The 19516-nt window shown below is 36.0% G+C and carries 15 protein-coding genes; 3 read left to right on the top strand and 12 right to left on the bottom strand.

Going from position 1 to position 19516, the window contains the following annotated elements:
• Nucleotides 1-128 precede the first annotated feature (128 nt).
• From J7E63_RS17150 to J7E63_RS17095, 12 genes are all read right to left on the bottom strand, one after another.
• Complete coding sequence (locus J7E63_RS17150; protein WP_214732766.1) at nt 129-1154, bottom strand: LacI family DNA-binding transcriptional regulator; 1026 nt, start codon at nt 1152-1154, stop codon at nt 129-131.
• 76 nt (nt 1155-1230) lie between these two features.
• Complete coding sequence (locus J7E63_RS17145; RefSeq protein ID WP_214732765.1) at nt 1231-2253, bottom strand: Gfo/Idh/MocA family oxidoreductase; 1023 nt, start codon at nt 2251-2253, stop codon at nt 1231-1233.
• 514 nt (nt 2254-2767) lie between these two features.
• Complete coding sequence (locus tag J7E63_RS17140) at nt 2768-3991, bottom strand: MFS transporter (protein ID WP_308161971.1); 1224 nt, start codon at nt 3989-3991, stop codon at nt 2768-2770.
• A gap of 45 nt (nt 3992-4036) precedes the next feature.
• A complete protein-coding gene (fba, locus tag J7E63_RS17135; protein ID WP_251026896.1) occupies nt 4037-4903 on the bottom strand; it encodes a class II fructose-1,6-bisphosphate aldolase in 867 nt (288 codons plus the stop codon).
• 92 nt (nt 4904-4995) lie between these two features.
• The gene (gene iolD / locus J7E63_RS17130) at nt 4996-6906 is read right to left on the bottom strand and encodes a 3D-(3,5/4)-trihydroxycyclohexane-1,2-dione acylhydrolase (decyclizing) (RefSeq protein WP_214714049.1); all 1911 of its coding nucleotides are present in this window, start codon (nt 6904-6906) and stop codon (nt 4996-4998) included.
• A gap of 13 nt (nt 6907-6919) precedes the next feature.
• A complete protein-coding gene (gene iolC, locus J7E63_RS17125) occupies nt 6920-7918 on the bottom strand; it encodes a 5-dehydro-2-deoxygluconokinase (RefSeq protein ID WP_215014578.1) in 999 nt (332 codons plus the stop codon).
• 18 nt (nt 7919-7936) lie between these two features.
• Complete coding sequence (gene iolB, locus J7E63_RS17120; protein WP_214714045.1) at nt 7937-8755, bottom strand: 5-deoxy-glucuronate isomerase; 819 nt, start codon at nt 8753-8755, stop codon at nt 7937-7939.
• A gap of 96 nt (nt 8756-8851) precedes the next feature.
• Complete coding sequence (locus tag J7E63_RS17115) at nt 8852-10315, bottom strand: CoA-acylating methylmalonate-semialdehyde dehydrogenase (protein WP_215014597.1); 1464 nt, start codon at nt 10313-10315, stop codon at nt 8852-8854.
• Nucleotides 10316-10531: 216 nt separating this feature from the next.
• Complete coding sequence (locus J7E63_RS17110; RefSeq protein WP_214714043.1) at nt 10532-10921, bottom strand: tautomerase family protein; 390 nt, start codon at nt 10919-10921, stop codon at nt 10532-10534.
• Between the two features lie 286 nt (nt 10922-11207).
• On the bottom strand, nt 11208-12071 hold the full coding sequence (locus J7E63_RS17105) for a sugar phosphate isomerase/epimerase family protein (RefSeq protein WP_214732771.1): 864 nt from the start codon (nt 12069-12071) through the stop codon (nt 11208-11210).
• 352 nt (nt 12072-12423) lie between these two features.
• A complete protein-coding gene (locus tag J7E63_RS17100) occupies nt 12424-13179 on the bottom strand; it encodes a DeoR/GlpR family DNA-binding transcription regulator (RefSeq protein WP_214732761.1) in 756 nt (251 codons plus the stop codon).
• A gap of 162 nt (nt 13180-13341) precedes the next feature.
• Entirely contained in the window at nt 13342-14103 is a 762-nt protein-coding gene (locus J7E63_RS17095; protein ID WP_214732760.1) for a DeoR/GlpR family DNA-binding transcription regulator, read from the bottom strand.
• Nucleotides 14104-14803: 700 nt separating this feature from the next.
• Between J7E63_RS17095 and J7E63_RS17090 the strand changes: the two genes are divergently transcribed.
• The 3 genes from J7E63_RS17090 (at nt 14804) to J7E63_RS17080 (ending at nt 19509) form a co-directional block, all read left to right on the top strand.
• Entirely contained in the window at nt 14804-15841 is a 1038-nt protein-coding gene (locus J7E63_RS17090; RefSeq protein WP_215014576.1) for a Gfo/Idh/MocA family protein, read from the top strand.
• Nucleotides 15842-17719: 1878 nt separating this feature from the next.
• Entirely contained in the window at nt 17720-18970 is a 1251-nt protein-coding gene (istA, locus tag J7E63_RS17085; RefSeq protein WP_215014574.1) for an IS21 family transposase, read from the top strand.
• On the top strand, nt 18967-19509 hold the full coding sequence (locus J7E63_RS17080) for an ATP-binding protein (RefSeq protein WP_215014572.1): 543 nt from the start codon (nt 18967-18969) through the stop codon (nt 19507-19509). The genes istA and J7E63_RS17080 overlap by 4 nt, the downstream gene beginning before the upstream one ends.
• The last annotated feature ends 7 nt before the right edge of the window (nt 19510-19516 follow it).

The following is a 19516-nucleotide window of genomic DNA, read 5'->3' as shown; positions in this document are numbered from 1 at the left end:
TTCCATTGGTTTTCAAACTGTGCAGCGCTTACAAATTTCTTTTAAGGCATCTCCCTTTTCTATGTAAAATGGAATGAAATCCTGTTCTGATGTGAAACTAACATCATGCCTGGAAAATGGAGAAGATCTTATCTTTCATTCATAGAAATTGGAGCCGTTGAATCACGAACAATCAAGAGAGGAGACATAACTACCCGTTGCATCACTTTATTAGATTGTTCTTTCTTATTGGTAATTTCATCAACAAGCAACTCTACTGCTTTTGCTCCCATTTCTTCTATAGGTTGAGCGATAGTCGTTAATGGCGGGTCACTAAGTTTTGCCAAAATACTATTATCAAATCCTACAATAGATAACTCATTAGGGATTTGTATCTTTAGAGTTCTTGCTGCACGGAAAACACCAAAAGCAAGTAACTCTGTCGAAACAAAAATGGCTGTAGGCCTGTTTTCTTGATTTTCCAATAAATTTAAGCACACTTGTCCACTCTCATCCAAATCTAAAGAACTATATAGGATGGTTAACTCTTCAGAAGATAGACCAGAAGCTTTTAATCCTTCTTTAAATCCCTTTACTCGGTTTTTTATGGAAGGGATATTGATGTTTTCTACGATCATGGCTATTTTTCGATGACCTAACTGTGCTAAATGAGTACCAGCTTCATACCCACCCTGAAAATCGTCTACCATTACTATATGAATGGGTAAATTAGGAACATCACGAGAAAGCATCACAACTGGAATATCACTCTCAATTAATTGTTGAAAAGCGCGCCTATTTTTTAAACCAGTTGCAATGATCATTCCATCAACATATTTTTGTTTCAACATGGAAATATATTCATCTTCTTTGGTACTGTCATTATCAGTACTACATATAATGACATTAAACCCTTTTTTACGACCGTTGTCCTCAATTGCTCTTGTCACTTCAGCCATAAATGGATTAGAAATATCAGGAATCAACAAACCAATTGTTTTCATTGCCTTTTTAACGGAAGAAGCAATACTTGGCTGAAACTGTAATTCATCAATTACTTCCCAAATTCGTTTCTTTGTCTTTTCACTGATACTTCCATTTCCGTTTAATACTTTCGATACAGTAGATATAGAAACATTTGCTTTTTTTGCAACATCATATATAGTTGGCTTCAATGCTAATCTCCCTTTCCCCAATTTCTATTTTTCATTATAAACAAAGTTATTAGGAAAAAGGGCAATTTTTATCCATTCAAACCGTAATTAAAACATCATTTTCTACTTTAACCGGCTTTTTCTCCTTATACGACTCTATACATGCAAGAGCGATTAACAATGCAGAACGGGCATCCTCTCCGGTAATGGAAGTCGGTTTATTGTTCTTTACTGAATCAACAAAATCTTTTAATTCATCTACATAAGCATCAAAGAGCAAGTCCTGATCGTAGCGCAAAGTATTATAACTCGCTCCCTCTTTTGTATACCTAGTCATACTTGATTCGCGAATGCTTCCCATCTGTAACATCCCTTCAGAACCAAAGACTTCCCCACGGACATCATACCCATACACTGCTTGGAAGTTTGCTTCTGCAACAGCAATAGCGCCATTATCAAATCTAACGCTTACAACTGCTGTATCGAGTAAACCTTTATCCTTAAATTCTGGTGCTACCAAAGCATCTGCCATAACAAATACTTCAACTGGTTTAGCATTTGGATTTAGGTATAAAAGTGTATCAAAATCATGAATAAGTGTTTCCAGAAAAATAGTCCACTCAGGTTTATTTGGATTACCTAATGCTGGATCTCTTGTTAAAGAGCGTAATAATTGTGGTGTACCAATTTTTCCAGCAACGATTTCTTCATGCGCGCCTTTGAAGCCTTTTGAAAAGCGACGGTTAAATCCAACTTGTAATGGCACTTTCATCTCCTTAACAACTTGAAGAACTTCATCCGCTTCTTCCAGTGTTATCGCCATTGGCTTTTCACAAAAAACAGCTTTTCCGTTTTTCGCAGCAGCAATAACATTACTTGCATGTGTTCTTGCTGGTGAAGCGATAATAACTGCATCTACATTTGGGTCCTGCATCATTTCAAGTGGATCTGTATACGTTTTTATATTTAATCCTAATTCATTTGCAAATTTTTCTGCAGCACCGGGAAATGGATCTGCTACTGCATATAAAGTAGCATCTGGTATTCGTTTTGCTATACTTTCTCCGTGAAAGGCCCCCATTCTGCCAGCACCTAATAACCCAACCTTTAATTGACTCATTTCATCACACCTCATCATTTTAAGAAATACTTTTTTCTAATTATTATTAAAAAAACTCACTTAGAAAAAACATTTAGGAAAGTTCTTTCCTATATTTTTATTGTAATCACTTACATTAAAATCGTCAATTACTTTTATTTCATTTTTATGAAAATTTTTTAAATTCAATTTGGGATTGATAGCTTACTGGACGCTTAAAGAAAAAAGGCTATTCTTAAGCATTTTTCATACAATACTGGTCTTCTCTTTTAAAAGTTTCGATTACTTTTATACTTCGAAACATCATATGCTTTACCTGGAATGACGAGAAAGAAATTAAACAATACCGGATTTAAGGTGTTTCTTTCAGAATATATCTTTTTTTGAGAACTCACTTTAGGAAAGTCCTTTCCTAACTATACACACTGCTCTCCTTTCTTGCTATGGTGGTTATAAAAAAAGATACAAAGTTTTTTAACTTTGTATCTTTTATCAAAATTTTAGGAATTTGTTGGAAAGGACACATCGACAATTACTAGGCACCAGCCTTACTTTTTTTGATAGATTTTTCTTTTTCCAATTCAGCATGATCTTTCCCCCAAATGATGATGAGGAACGTAGCCATTAGTCCCAGTACCCCGACAAAATAAAATCCTGCTTTAATTCCCAATAGTGAATTAAATATTCCTGCACAAAATGGCCCTACAAAGATGCCTATTGCATAAATAGCCTGGTAGGCACCCATCGCCGTCGCTCTTTTTTCGGGTGTAATTTTTTCAATGGCCAATCCTAACAGCAACGGGAAAATTAAGCCCAATGAAAATCCGCTAAAAATCTGAACGGCCAAAAATAACTCTTTACTCTGAACGAACGGAATCAGTAACGTGAAAACGGACGCAAAGAAAAAGGCCGTTTTTAGGGCATTCCATTCACCCAAAAGCGGAACAAGTACTCTCCCCATAAAAGGAGTCGCAATGGCATGAGGGATCATAAACGCAAACACGATGAAAGTGAGCTCTCTTGCATGAAAGCCAATATGGAGGGCATAGTTGGATGTAAATCCAAACATCGTTGAAAAAATAATACTATGTGCCAAAATCGATAATAGGGCCACCTTCAACAATGATGGTTCTTTTATAACAGTCGCTAATTCCTTCACCTTTAGCGGTTCCCTCTCTATTCCTTCTTTTGATTCAAAAATAAAAAGGGATAGGATCACACCGAGGATGCTGAAAGCTCCAGCTATCCAAAATGGAGCTTTCCAGCCCCATTCACTTACGATTGAACCACTGAAACTCATCCCTAAAAACTGGGCAAGAACGACAATAAATGAAATACTCCCCATTGCCCGATGTACTTCATGATCAGCAAAATAACTGGGATATAACACTGTAAATGCGACCCACGTAGCCGCTGAAATTCCTGCAAGTGCGCGGGCTGCGAGAATCCAACCTAAACTATCTGTTAGTAAAAAAATCACACAACTTAACATGCTGGCCAACATGCCAAAAATGATAAATGGTTTCCTAGCTTTCTTTACATCAGAAAATATCCCAATCGGAAGTCTGCATAAAAGCTGCATTATCCCGTAGCTGCTCAATACCATCCCAATAAATGTATACTTTCCCCCCAATGATTCCATATAAGGTGAAAAAACAGGAACATAGAGAAATTGCGGAAACCACAATAAAAAAGAAACAACAATAAACAGATATTTATTTCTATTCGTTCGTAATGTAATCAGGCATACCACTTCCATTTTATTGATTTAAGAAAAAACCGGGCAAATTTCGCCCGGTTGATTTTATGCTTTATAGCTTGATTTAAATTCTCTAATCTTCGCTTTTACCGTTTCTTTAACAGCTTCCTTACCTGGTGTAAGAATGGTCCGGGCATCATACACTTCCTTATCGTTCTCGAGCACATTTCGAACAGCCTTTGCCCATGCTTGCAAGCATTCTGTATTCACATTAATTTTGGCATGACCTAATTCAATCGCCTTATGAATTTGGTGTAATGGGATCCCTGAACCACCATGTAGGACAAGCGGCACATTGGTTAATTCTGAAATTTCCTTCATTTCGGCAAACCCTAATTTTGGTTCTCCTTGGTAGGGGCCATGTACAGAGCCAAGGGCCGCTGCCAGTGCATCGATGTTTGTTTCTTGGACAAGCCGTAAACATTCCTGTGGATCGGCGTAATTAATGCCACCGATAAGACCATCCTCGTTACCGCCCACGGTTCCAACCTCAGCTTCGACTGTCACACCGTGATGCCGGGCATAGTCAGTCACTTGCTTTGTCATGGCAATGTTTTCTTCAATGGAATAGTGCGAACCGTCAATCATAACGGAGGTATATCCAGCGTCAATGGCCTCCTTACATCTTTCCACACTTTTTCCATGATCAAGATGAAGCGCAACCGGTACTGTAATCTTCTTTTCCTCTACAATTCTATTTACCATCGCAGCTATCGTCTTAAATCCGCCCAAATAATCTACTAGTCTATCGGATGAGGCCACAATTATAGGAGACCGCTCCTCTTCAGCCGCTTCTAGCATCGCTTCTGCCCATTGAAAGCTGTTGATATTAAATTGTCCTACCGCATACTTTTCTTTTTTCGCTTTATCAAGCATTTCTTTCATCGGAACTAACCTTGTTGTTGCGATCATTTCCATCCCACCTCTCTTGTCTGAATTTTCAAACTAATTAAGGCGGATCAAATTCAAGTGAATTTGATCCAACCTCAAATGGATTTTTAGATTTAGTATTGTTTTGCCGTTTCTAATTTTTGTTGTCTTAACTCATATGCCTTTTGGATGCTTTCTTTATTCGATACCTCTGCAACACCGACATTCCACCAGCTATCATAGCCATCAGTCATTGTTTTTGGAAGGACTTTAATATCGATTAGTGTAGAGACTTCTTGCTTCTTGGCATCTTCTAAGGCTGCTTTCAATTCTTCGACTGTATTGACGCGGTAGGTCTTTGCACCATATCCCTCAGCCACTTTTGCATAGTCAATATTGAGGATTTTATTATCATGGGTTCTAAATTCACAGAAATAACTGCCGCCGCCATGATCCATTTGTAAATTGTTGATACATCCAAATCCTGAATTATCAAAGAGGACAACATTGATTTTTTGTCCGTATTGAATAGACGTAATTAATTCAGAATGCAGCAATAGGAAGCTGCCATCACCTACAAGGGAATATACCTCTTTCGTTGGCTCCGCTAATTTTACCCCTAATGCACCCGATACTTCATACCCCATACAAGAGTAGCCGTACTCGACATTGTAAGTATTTGGTTCAGTCGTATTCCATATACGCTGTACATCTCCTGGAAGGGACCCAGCTGCAGTGATGATCACGCTGTCAGGTGAAATGGTGTCATTCACGGCTAGTAAGGCCGTCGTCTGAGCAAGCTCTGTGTTAAGTGCGTCCGCATATTCATTCAATACTTCTTGAGAAAAATGATTTTTAACTTCCGGAAGGAAATTCTCACGCTTGAATGTTACTTGACTCAAACGGTCACGTTCAGCATTCCATTCTTCTTTTAATTCAGCAATTTCACTGCCAAAATCACTTTCATATCCTTCTAATAATGGTGCCAATTGCTCTAATGTTATTTTTGCATCTGCTACGACTTGGAAGGCATCCATTTTATAAGCCTGCAGACGGCTGACATTGATATTTAAGAACTTGGTTTGATCAAAGTCAAATGCAGTTTTTGAAGAAGTGGCAAAATCTGTATATCTTGTTCCAATCCCAATAAATAAATCAGCTTGACGCGCCGCTTTATTGGCTGCCAGTGTACCAGTGATCCCCATTCCACCTAGATTATTTTTGAAATCGGATTCTATTGTTGCTTTACCGGCTTGTGTTTCTACTAATGGGATATTATGTTTTTCTGAAAGCGAAACCAATATATCACGTGCTTGGGAGTATTTTGCTCCACCGCCAACTAAAATGACCGGTTTTTTGCTTGCACGGATCCGTTCAGCAGCTCCCTTAAGCTCTCGCTCAACCGGTGCTTTACGATCGACATAATGGACGCGTTTTTCAAAGAATTTTTCATCATAGTCAAACGCTTCCCCTTCTACATCCTGCGCAATACAAATCGTTGCCGGACCTGCTTTTCCCTGGTCGGTCATCACTTCAAAGGCACGAAGCAAACTTGGCATTAACTGTTCAGGGCGTGTAATCCGATCCCAATACCTGGAGACCGGTTTTAATGCATCATTTGTCGTTACAGCTAAGCTATATTCTTGTTCTACTTGTTGTAAAACTGGATCAGGCTGTCTTGATGCAAAGGTATCACCCGGGATAAACAATACAGGGATGTTATTGGCCAAGGCTGTCCCAGCCGCTGCGGCCAAGTTGGCTGAACCTGGCCCAACAGACGTTGTTACGGCATAGATTTTTTGACGAAGCATTTGTTTACTGTATGCGATTGCTGCATGTGCCATCCCTTGTTCGTTTTTCCCTTGAATCACCTTTAAATGACCTGAATATTGCTCAAGTGCCTGCCCAATTCCTAAAACATTTCCATGTCCAAATATATTAAAGATTCCTTCAACAAATGGAAATTCTTTTCCGTCCACATGGATATATTGTTGATTTAAAAATTTAATTAATGCCTGCGCTGTTGTTAATCTAATTTTCCCCATGGCTATTCTCACCTCACACTGTTTGTTCAGCTTTTTCAGATCTTGCCGCAATTAATTGTTCAATTTCGGCAACGGTTGGCATCGCTTCTGAAGAACTGTGTTTACTTACCACAATAGCTGCAGAGGCACTGCCGTATTTAAGGGCGGTTTCAATATCCTTGCCTGTGACTAGAGCGTATAAGAAGGCAGATGCGTAAGAGTCGCCTGCGCCAAACGTTTTTAATACTTTCGTTAGATAAGCATGGCCTCTGAATGTTTCTCCTGATTTTGAATATGCATAAGATCCTTCTACACCGTGCTTAATCACAACTAGTTCTGGAGAGTATTTAAATAAATGGTTAACAGTCGCTGCGTTGCTGCCATCTGCCACGTTTTCCATCACATCGAATTCATCACGTGTACCCACTACCACATCTGCCTGCTCCGCCACTAATGAATAATAAACAGATGTTTCTTCAGGTGATGCCCATGTATATTCACGATAGTCCAATTCAAAAACAACTTTCACGTCATGTTTTTTTGCTAAATGAATGGCTTTTAAGACTGCTTCACGGGAAGGGCTTTTAGCTAAAGCTGTACCAGAAACAAGTAGAACTTTTGCTTTTTTAATATATTCTTCATCTACCTCAGATGGCTGTAAATAAAGGTCAGCTACCTCATCGCGGTACATTAAGATACTGCATTCTTCCGGACTTTTAATCTCCGTAAAGGCTAAACCTGTCTTATGGCCTTCTTGATCAACGGCCATGTTGGATGTATCCACTCCAACACCACGCATATACTGCTCAATAAAACGTCCGTGCTGGTCATTGGCAAGCTTGCCGATAAATCCTGTTTTTAGTCCAAGCTTTGATGATCCAATCGCAATATTTGCTGGTGAACCGCCTACATATTTTTTAAATGTCATTGTTTCTTCCATTGGTCGGTTGTATTCCACCGCGTTTAAATCCATGCATGCACGGCCAATGGCAATAAGGTCAAATTCTCTATCAGTATTAAAATGAATTTTCATTTTTTAATAACATCTCCTTTACTTACGGTTTAAGATCCATTCGTGTGCTGGCTCATTGTGAAATTTCCAAATGCGTGTTGGTCCTGCCATTACATTTAGGTAATAGGATTCATAACCATCAGGAACCCCAACTGGATGGTATCCGGCAGGTACTAACACGACGTCGCCATTCTCTACTGCCATTGTTTCATCAAGAGAACGGTCATCTGTGTATACACGTTGCAAGACAAATCCTTGACGAGGGTTCATTTCATGATAGTAGCTTTCTTCTAAAAAAGACTCATTCGGCAAGTTATCTTGATCATGCTTATGGGGCGGATAGCTTGACCAGTTTCCGCTTTCTGTGAATACTTCTACCACTAGTAAACTATTTGCGGAAGGGTCTGAATCTGGTAAGATATTATGAACTAAACGCTTATTGCTATATTTCCCTCTATTTTCAATTCCATTATCTTCCGCTTTAATTAACATAGTAGGCAATTGATTAAAAGATGGGGAGTAGCAAAGAGCAACCCGAGCTTGACTCACAGCCTCCACCTCAAAAGAACGATCATTTGATACATAAACACTATCTGTTGGTTTCTTTTCAAATACGCTTTCTCTAGTACCTATATTTTTAAATGCTTGTTCATGATCGGTAACATTGATTTTCCCTGTTAGTGCGACAATGCAGCATTCTACTTTAGCTAGTTCTTCTGTATATGTACTACCTGGAGTAAGGTCGATTACTTTAAACCCCACATATTCTAATGAAGAATTTTCACTTGTTACTTCATGAACGATGGTTACACCTGGTGACGTTTCTTTAAGATTTGGTTTTCGGAGCAATTTACTCACTTTGTAGTTGCCTCCTATTTCTGTGAATTCTAGTAATGGCTATTATCCTAGCAATCATTAGCAGGATAATAGCCGAATGTTACAGTTGCTGGTAACTTATTCAAATGATGGGGCTTTATAATTAGCTGTAACTACTTTTTTACGTGTATAAAAGTCTACACCGTCTTTCCCGTTTGCAGGTAATGTTCCGTAGAAGGAAGATTTCCATCCAGAGAATGCGAAGAATGCCATTGGAGCTGGAACACCTAAGTTAATTCCAAGCATACCTGCATCGATATTTTCACGGAAGTAACGAATGGCCGAAGCGTTTGATGTATAGAGACATGCACCATTTGCAAATTCTGATTGATTGGCTGTTTCCACAGCTTCTTTTAAGTTTTTAACACGAACGATGGATAGGACTGGAGCAAAAATTTCATCTTTCCAGATGGCCATATCGGTTGTTACATCATCAAAAATAGTTGGTCCTACAAAAAATCCTTCTTCTGGTGTATTTTCCCGGCCATCACATACTAATTTTGCCCCTTCTTCAATACCCTTTTGGATATAACCTAATGTCCGCAGTTGATTTTGTTCACGTATAACCGGACCTAAGAACACGCCTTCATCCAAGCCGTGACCGATTTTTACTTCTTTTGCTTTTTCTAGTAATCTATCAAGAAAAGCATCCGCAATTCCTTCTTCTACTGTTACAACCGAACAAGCCATGCAGCGTTCACCAGCCGAACCAAAGGCAGAAGCAATAACATTTGTTATAGCAAGTTCTAAATCAGCATCATTTAAAACGACTGAATGGTTTTTAGCACCTGTTAAGGCTTGAACACGTTTTAGATTTTGACTTCCGCGTTTGTATACATATTCTCCGACAGGCTTTGAACCAACGAAGGAAATAGCTTTCACTTCTGGGTGGTCTAAAAGTCCATTTACAACATCATGTGCACCGTGAACAATGTTGAAGACTCCTTTAGGAAGACCAGCTTCTTCTAATAGTTGAGCAAGTTTTTGAGCTAATAATGGTGTTCTTTCAGATGGTTTAAGAACGAATGTATTACCAACAGCAATGGCCATTGGGAACATCCAGCATGGTACCATCATCGGGAAGTTAAATGGCGTAATTCCGCCAACAACACCAATTGGATAACGATAATTAGTGATTTCTACATCTGTTGCAATTGTAGTAAGTGAGTCTCCCATCATTAGTGTAGGGGCACCTGCAGCAAATTCCACATTTTCAATTCCGCGTCCTACTTCACCTAATGCTTCAGATAGATTTTTACCATTTTCAATCGTGATAATACGAGCTAATTCTTCTTTATTTTTTTGTAAAAGTTGGTGGAAATCAAATAAGACTCTCGCCCGCTTTTGCACAGGTACGTTTTTCCACTTTTCAAATGCATTTGCTGCCACTTCTACAGCATAATCAACTTCTTCTTTTGTTGAAAGAGGAACCTGGGCAATAATTTCTTTTTTAGCAGGATCGTAGACATCCTCAAATTGCGTTGTTTTACTTTCGACCCATTCACCATTGATATAATTTTTTAGTTTTTCTACTTTCACCATTACATTAGTCATATTTGTGCTTCCTCCTTAAGAATAAAATCATTGTAGTTTTTGAGTACTTTAGAATGTAAGATCCTCTATCAGACTGATAAAACTGGTAAATTACATTCAACTATTTGTGATATATTGGTTATCTTTTGGTTATGTTTGATTTCATCTTAATACTAAAAACGCTTTCAGTCAACTGTTTTTTTAAGATTATTTTGGAAGTTTTGATTATAGTTTACCCGTTAAAAACTGAGCTTCGCCGAAACCAAAGCTCCAGTCAGCTGCCCCATTCGTAACAATGGAGACCATAATATCATTTGGTTCAGTTCCACAATTCTCTGCTAACCCTTGTGCTAATAGTTTATAAAAGGTTTTCTTTTGCTGATCACTTCTTTGTGTACTTGTTATAGTGACAACAATTACATTTCGGCTTCTTTCAAACCCTAACCCAGTGTCTTCAATGATTAGTTCATTTGCTCGATGCTGATGGACGATTTGGTAACGATCTCTTTCAGGGACGCCAAAAGCCTTTACCACAGCCCGGTGAGAAACATCTAGTAATTGTTTCAACTCTTTTTCATCTCGACCCTCTATTAAATCAAATCTAATTAACGGCATTTGATCCCCTCCAATTGGTTTATCAATACCAACCTTTTATTAACTATTGGGTATATGTTGGTTATGTAATGATTATATCATATTATTAATTTGGGATTCAATCAATAATTTCATCTTACTTTAAATAATTGGAATACCTTGGAGCCCAATGACACACAGATTTATAATAATAAGGCTGAAATCAAAAAAGCCTTTCCTCATAATCACTGAGAAAAGGCTTTTTATTTATGAATTTTTTTAATTAAAATCGGAATTTCAATCAAATTCTAAATGATGTAGAGCGCGTCTAAATATATAATCCCTCTTTAATGGATTTCAAAGTTAGTTCATTGGACCACTCTGATCTATCAGGATAGGCGAATACTGAATTGGTTACAATTCCATCAAATCTCATTTCTCTTAATTTCCGATATAATGCTTCAAAGTTTACTTCCCCTTCACCAGGATTCAAATGCTGATGGATGGTTACGTTCGCATTAGGCGGATTAATAATATATCGTAATCCAAAGGCTGCTTTATGATTAAGAGTATCAGCAATTAAAACATGTGCAAGTAAATCCCCTGCTTCCTCTAAGTGTTTCGCTACATCGCCGATCCCATCATCATAAAAGAAAGCATGTGCTACAGAATATACTAATTTAATCCAATCTTTATCAAACGCACGAATCATTCGGATTGCTTCTGTGTTCAACTCAATAAAATCATTTGGATGGGATTGTAGATTTAATTTAATGCCTTCTTTTTCAAAAATTGGCATTAGCTCTTCCATTGATCTTACAAATGCAGCTTCACTTTCTAGTGGGCGACTTTTGTCTCCGCTAAATTCACTGTTCATTAAATCTACTCCTAAATCAGAGGTAATTTCAATACAGCGTTTCCAATTTCTAACGGCAGCTTGGCGTTCCTGTTCATTTGGCGAAGACCATTGTTGAACAGGAAGGACGGAAGAGATTCGAACACCCGCATCTGAACAATATCTTTTTAAATCTTTTATCAACTGCCTATCAACCTTTGGATATTCATAAAACCAAATAAAATCTTTACGTGGAGATAACTCTACCCATTCATATCCTAATCTAGCAACTGCATCGATAGTCTCTTTTAAACTAGTATTGTCACGATAATGTGACGGATCGTAAGCTAAACGCATACTAATTTCCCCTTTCGTTATTGGCAAAGAATATGCCCCAATTTGTTTTATAATTCAATCCAAAAGTAAATACCTCTTTAATACGATTTGCATGAAATCCACTACCCCATTTCTTATAAATTTTTTGGAGTAATACAAATCCTGCAATCCAAAGCGCTTTCATTATTAAAGTGCATCAGAAATTCAAAACGTTATAAAGTTTTGGTTAACTCTTGGTAATTTATAAGTACATATTAATACTAATAGTACCAATAATGCAATCTTTTTTTCTTTTTTTTATAAAAAATGAGAACTAAAAAACCCTTTTTTACGGGGACTGGTCCATAAAAAAGGGAATTTTAACAAGATTACGTTAGTCAGCAATAACTAGCTGAATGCTATTATTCTTAGCATAATCTTTATATGTTTCATTCGGAAATCTATCGGTAATTAAAAAATCAATTTCATCTAGACCGCAATAGGTCATCAATCCATATTTATCGAATTTATCGTGGTCTACCAATAGATAGACCTCAGAACTCCGATTGACAATTGTCTTTTTTAATTCACTTTCCAAAGGTGATGCGTTCGTTACTCCGTTTACCAGAGAGATGCCCGTAGAAGCCATAAAGGCTTTCTTAATATTGTAATCTTTAAATAACTCCATATTTCTTGGATTAACAAATGAATTGGTTTTACGGTCAAGCATTCCTCCGACAGAAATTACAGTTAAATTCTCAACCGGAAGGGCAAGAACGATAAAGTCGATACTATTCGTGAAAATAGTCAGATTTTTTTCCTTTAGAAAATCAAACATTGCAAGAGTAGTGGTACCCGAATCGATAAAAATAAAATCTCCATCTTCCACATAGCTTGATGCTTTTTCTGAAATTAATGCTTTTTTTTCTTGATTTCGTATTTGTCTATCTTGAAACGATTCAAGTTTTTTATGAATAACCGATACCCCGCCATAAACCTTTTTTAGGTCTCCACGATCAACTAATTCTTGAACATCACGTCTAATTGTATTTTTAGATACATCAAAAGCTGCTACCAATTCGTCTAAAGACGCAGATTGATGTTCAATTACATATTCATTTATTTTTTTGATGCGTATTTCTTTAATCATTTCAATTCACCCTAATTCACTGTTATCGCTTACATTATATTTATTCTATCTCCATAGTACCAACAAATAACCAAAACTTCATTATATTTTTATAAAAAGGATGAAATATTTTCTATAATACGTCAAAGAAGTAATTAATTAACGCCAACACTATTCCAATTTTCATTGAGTAATCACAAGTCGGATGGCATTTTTTTTAGCATATTCTCTATATGTTGCATTCGGAAGCCTATCAGTAACTAGATAATCAATAGCACCTAAACCGCAATAGGTCATTAACCCATATTTATCGAATTTATCGTGGTCAACCAATAAATAAACCTCTGAACTTCTTTTAACAATTACCTTTTTTAATTCACTCTCAAGTGGGGAGGCGTTGGTTACCCCATTGGTTAGGGAGATACCAGTAGATGCCATAAAGGCTTTCTTAATATTGTAATTACTTAGAAGGTCCATATTGTTATTGTGTGGGTTACCGAACGAATCGGTTTTTCGATCCAGTAACCCCCCGATTGAAATAACATTTAAATGGTCGAACGGAAGAGCACGAACAATACAATCAATACTATTCGTAAAAATTGTCAAGTTCTTGTCCTTTATATATTTGAACATCCCAATCGTTGTAGTTCCTGAATCTATGAAAATAATATCACCATCTTTCACATAGCTGGCTGCTTTTTTTACAATAGATGCTTTTTGTTCTTGATTGCGTATTTTTCTGTCTTGAAATGACTCCAGTTTCTTATGAATGGCAGATACACCGCCATAAACTTTTTTCAATTCTCCGCGTTCCACTAGTGTTTGAATATCACGCCTGATTGTGTTTTTCGATACATCAAAAACTGACACCAATTCGTCTAATGATGCAGATTGTTGCTCAATAACATATTCATGAATTTTTTTAATACGCTTTTCCTTTATCAAACCATTTCATCCCCTTACAACCACTCATAACATTATTTTAATAAATATATTACCAAAATATTATCAATACTTCACTACAAATTTGTATTTAAGATATCCTTATAGATATCTTATGATGAAGTTATAAACTTATTTAGCTTCTTCAGTATCAAGAAATGCAAAAAGGCAACGCCCCGTCGGGTAAGTTGCCTTCCAGCTACTGAGTTATCACTTCTCTGATAGCTCTAATTGATTGACCTGCATTATCAATAACTACATTGGCTTATCTCTATTCAAGTTCAAGCCTTCATTTGTAAAATGAATGTATAAAATTCGCATAAGTCTTCGCCTTTAGACCAGAATGATGTTTTCCATATACCTTCAGAACCTTTTGGGCTGAAAAATTTGTCACCCTTAGGCTTCTTCTTTAAAAGGATGTCTTTAAAGTGTAAAAACATATCTTCAAAACCCAATTACTATTATTATATGTTTTTATATAACTATATTAATAGGAAAAATCATCAATCATTATATTTTAAATATAAAGAAACTGATTACATAAGGGTGTTTTTGCATGGGTTCAGCGGATTATGCTTGATAAATCCCTCCTATTCGCAAAACAAAAACAATTAATTAAATAAATAGCATTTTAAACGTTTAAATAAAAATGATTTATTTATACAGAAACCATTGTAAATAGATAATTAAAGGAGTTGGAAGGATGGATACAAAAGTTCGTTGGGGAATTTTAAGTACTGCGTACATTGCTCAAGATGAATTACTTCCAGCATTTACGGATGCATCTAATGCAGAAGTAGTTGCAATCGCTAGTTCAAATAATAAAGTATACGAAATTGCTTCAAAATTTAGGATTCCTAAGATTTACGGGACTTATGAGGATTTGTTAGATGATCCAGATATCGATGCAGTTTACATTCCTTTGCCAAATGCACTCCATTCAACCTGGGTAAAGAAAACAGCTGAGAAAGGGAAGCATGTCTTTTGTGAGAAACCCGCAGCCTTGACTGTAATAGAGGCAAAAGAAATGATCGAAGTATGTAAGAAAAATAGCGTTATGTTTATGGAAGGTTTTATGTATCAATTTCACCCACAACATAAAAGAGTAAAAGAAATTATTGCTTCCGGTGAAATTGGTGAAGTAAAGATTATGAGGGTGAGCCTTTCTTTTTTCCTTGAGGATCAAATTGGAAATATTCGAATGAATCAAAAATTAGGTGGAGGCAGTATCTATGATGTCGGTTGTTACTGTATTCATTCAATTAGAAATATTTTAAATACCGAACCTAAACGGGTATTTGCTTCAACTCAAAATGACATATCTAATCAAGTAGATATGTCAGTAACGGGAATAATTGAGCTTGAAAATGGGATTATTGCAGAGTTTGATGCTGCAATGGACCGAACAAGAGTGGGTCAATATGAAATTATTGGGACAAAAGGCACCGTTCAAGTGCCAAGAGCCTTTATCCCTCAAAATGGAAATGCCCATGTTATTATAGTTGATGAAAGTGGAAATTATAAGGTAGAAAATTTATACGGACAGCAATATACGTTAGAAGTAGAGTATTTCTCTCAATTAATATTAGAAGGGAAAATGCAAGAAAATCTTTTAGAAGATACCATTCAAAATATGATTGTTAGTGAGGCGTGTTTTAAGTCTATTGAAAAAGTAACATTTATAAATTTATCATTAGGGGGCCAGCTCCATGCCCGTAAAGCTAAGGAGCAACTCTTCTAAAAAAAATGATGAGTTGACAAAAGAAATGAAGTGTTTGAGAAGAGGAAGTTATCTATCATAAATTTATTTTTAAGATCATCCGAATATGTGATAGCTAAACTGCTGACACGCAGCACATTTGGATTGTAGTAAAGTATCCTACTAAGTAGTCTCTTACATATAAATAAGGGATAAATCATAATAAAGATTTATCCCTTAATATTGCTATTTCCTTTGTAGATACTCCAAAGGAGAACGGCTAAAAATAATAAACCTCGCCTTTTATTAATAAAATTTCGTATGACTTTTCGAATATATACTAAAACCTAAAACCAGTAATATCATTGCTCAATTATGTTTTGGTATAGACTTTACTATATATTTAGCACTTCTCTCTGCTTCTTCATACTTTAGTCGGTCTGTTTTTATGATTTCAAGAAAAAGTTCCCGGAGTTAAGAAAAGTCCGGTCGTGTTTTCCAACCTAAATCAATAGCAATGTATAAATATCCTCTTCAGTAAACAAAAGCATCTAATCAATAAAGAATATTCCGCTTTCCTCCTTCATTTGAAAATGTTCCTCTCATTATTCTCTTTACACCATTCCTCTTAATCCTTTTCTTGTTTATCCCCTTTTATGGTTTTTCCTTGCATAAGTACGTCATGCTTTAATCAAAAAAATCTCTCTGCTTTGCAATGAGATTTTTTATACACACGGCCACACTTTTTATTTTTTTAATACCAGTAGTGAACAGCACTCAACATGTGTAGAGTGGGGAAACAAATTCTCTTAAAAAACTTGTCAATTTTTTCATCAAAAAAAATCATTAACTTATGATACATTTCACCGATATCGATTCAAAAGAAACCTCCTGTTAGAAAAAAGGCTTATGACTGCTAAGCATAGGAGGCCTTTAAATTCTTTACCCTATCTTTTTTTTAAAAAATATTCTAGTAGCAAGTTTTGTTTCCATCAATAGTTCCCTTCATTCTGGACTTTGCTCGTCCTTTCAACAATTTTTTTAATATAAAAAAGTTGAATGACAATTTATCTTTTCTTTTAGCGTTTATACAATTTCGTTTTTATTCTAAATACTAATCATTTAAATGGTCCCTGGTGTTTGAAAAAGTACAAGATTTAAAAGTTGATTTAGTGAACCCTAAATACACTTTTAAGGCTAGTCTCTACCTTTAAAGAAAACAAAAATAAATTTAAGCATTTCTCTAAAAGGATCGAATGGTTTTTTATCGGTTCATTTAATAGTTTACGTTTCATTAAATACATAATATAAATACAATGATGATATAGAAAATAAAAATAAGGATAAATAATACAACAACAAATATAACAAGAATAGCATATACATATATGTTGATAAAATCATATTAAACAATGTTATTCTTGAAATAAACTTTACCGGATGGCATTCTGTGCCCACTAAAATTTATAGCTCTTAAATATAGGTGATTAATAATCTGTTAGATTTTTTTATCCCATTGGATTAGTAACTAATTGGATCATTATCTGTATTTCTTTATTCCCTTTTGGTAATCATAATTATTATCTTGAAAGGAATAATATTGTTGAAAAAAATAATCAAATATAGATTACCATTTTACATGGGACTTTTATGTATCCTTGCCCTTACCAAGGTTCTATTTCATTTAAAGTATTCACCATCTTTCTTTACATTGCTCTTGTTGACCTATATTTTCCTTTTACGTTTGAATATTTTTACCTCATAAAAAGATTGAAGAAACAAAATAAGCCCCTTTCAAGTAGGAGGTCTTATTATTGTGAAAAACGGTGTTAAAATCCCCAATATAAACGGTTAAAAATTCCCCAAAAATAACGGATAATTGTCTCGATACATCAAAATTTTTTTGAGTGGAGAGACAGCATGTTAAAGGATGGGGAATTTTTTATGATCAGAGAGTTACATCAGAAAGGATGGACTCAAACTGCAATTTCAGAAGAAACAGGGTTTGATAGAAAGACCATTAGGAAGTACATAAACCAGAATCAACTTCCTAAAAGAAAGGGGGATAAAAAAAGTAAAGGAAGCAAATTAGATGACTATAAAGAGTATTTGTTAAAGAGACTTAAAGAAGGAACCACAAATTGTGTAGTTTTGTTAGAGGAGATACAGGGAATGGGCTATGATGGCCAAATGACAATACTAAGGGAGTTTATCAGTCCCTTTCGTGAAAAACCTAATAAGCAGTCAAGTATCCGTTTTGAAACTCCTCCAGGTAAACAAGCTCAAATGGATTGGGGTGAATTAGGAGAACACGAGATTGACGGTAAGAAACAGAAACTTTATGTATTCGTCATCGTCCTTGGATATTCAAGAATGAAATACATGGAGATTACAACAACAATGAACATGGAACAACTGATGAAGTGTCACATGAATGATTTCTCGTATTTTAATGGTGTTCCATCACAAATTCTTTATGACAACATGAAGACTGTAGTGATTAAGCATAGCCCGACTGAAATTAGATTCAATAGAAAATTTGAGGAGTTTTTAGCTTACTATGGCATTGTTCCAAAAGCTTGTAAACCAGCTCGTCCTCAATCTAAAGGTAAAGTGGAAAGTGCAGTTGGATATGTGAAGAAAAATTTTATGCAGCGAAAGTTGGAGCCATCCCTAGTTAAGATGAATGAGAGTCTAATAGAATGGTTGGACAAAATAGCTAATAAGAAGCCTAATCAAACAACCAAGGAATCACCGTTTGAACGGTTTGAAGTGGAACAAGAGAAATTACTAAATTGGAACCAACGCCCTCTATTCCCAATGAGTAGATGGACAACTACTAGAGTTGACCAACAGGGTTATATCTCTTACGAGAATAAACTGTACTCTGTCCCCTACCGTTATAAGGGAGCAGAAGTGAAGATTAAAGAGACTTTAGAACACCATATCGAAGTTTACTATGAACTAGATTGTATTGCGACACATCCAATGATCAATGGGAATACCAAATCAATCGCTCAATTGAAACATTACAAAGAAAATAAAAAAGAAGAGACGAAAGTGACACCTAAAGGTTTGGCGACCGGTCACAATCCTCTCTCTGGTCCAAAAGTGGAACAACGTTCCCTCTTGGTGTATGAAGAACAGTCAAAGGTTGGTGAATATGAATGAACACTGACCTTCTAACTGAACGTCTTAAAAGTGTAGGTTTTCATTTAACCTCAAATCGAATTGAAGGCATTTTAGAGGATGCCTCTAAAGATAATGTATCATATTCTGACTTTCTTAACATCGTTTTATTACAAGAAATTGAAAGTAAAGAGAGACAAAACCTTGAAAGACGGCTTAAAAAATCTAAACTACCATTTTATAAAAAAATTGAGGACTTTGATTTTGAATTTCAAACAAGCGTCAATGAACGTAGAGTAAAAGAGGTAATGACTTGTCGTTTCATCCAAAATGGAGAAAACATCTTACTCCTGGGTCCGCCAGGAGTAGGGAAAACTCACCTAGCAATAGGTCTAACAATTGAAGCAATAGAACAAGGAAATACAGCCTATTACACCAGATGTGATGATTTTATTTTATCTTGTAAAAAGGCTGAGCAGCGTGGAACTACTGCCCGCCTAGTTAATAAATTGTGTGTTCCTGAAGTATTAATTATTGACGAATTATGCAAAGCTTCACATAATTCGTCTTATGAAAAGTGAATTATTA

It is taken from the genome of Bacillus sp. ISL-75 (genome assembly GCF_018613095.1).
Note: the sequence above shows the minus strand (reverse complement) of the source record. Positions and strands in the feature narration are given on the sequence as shown.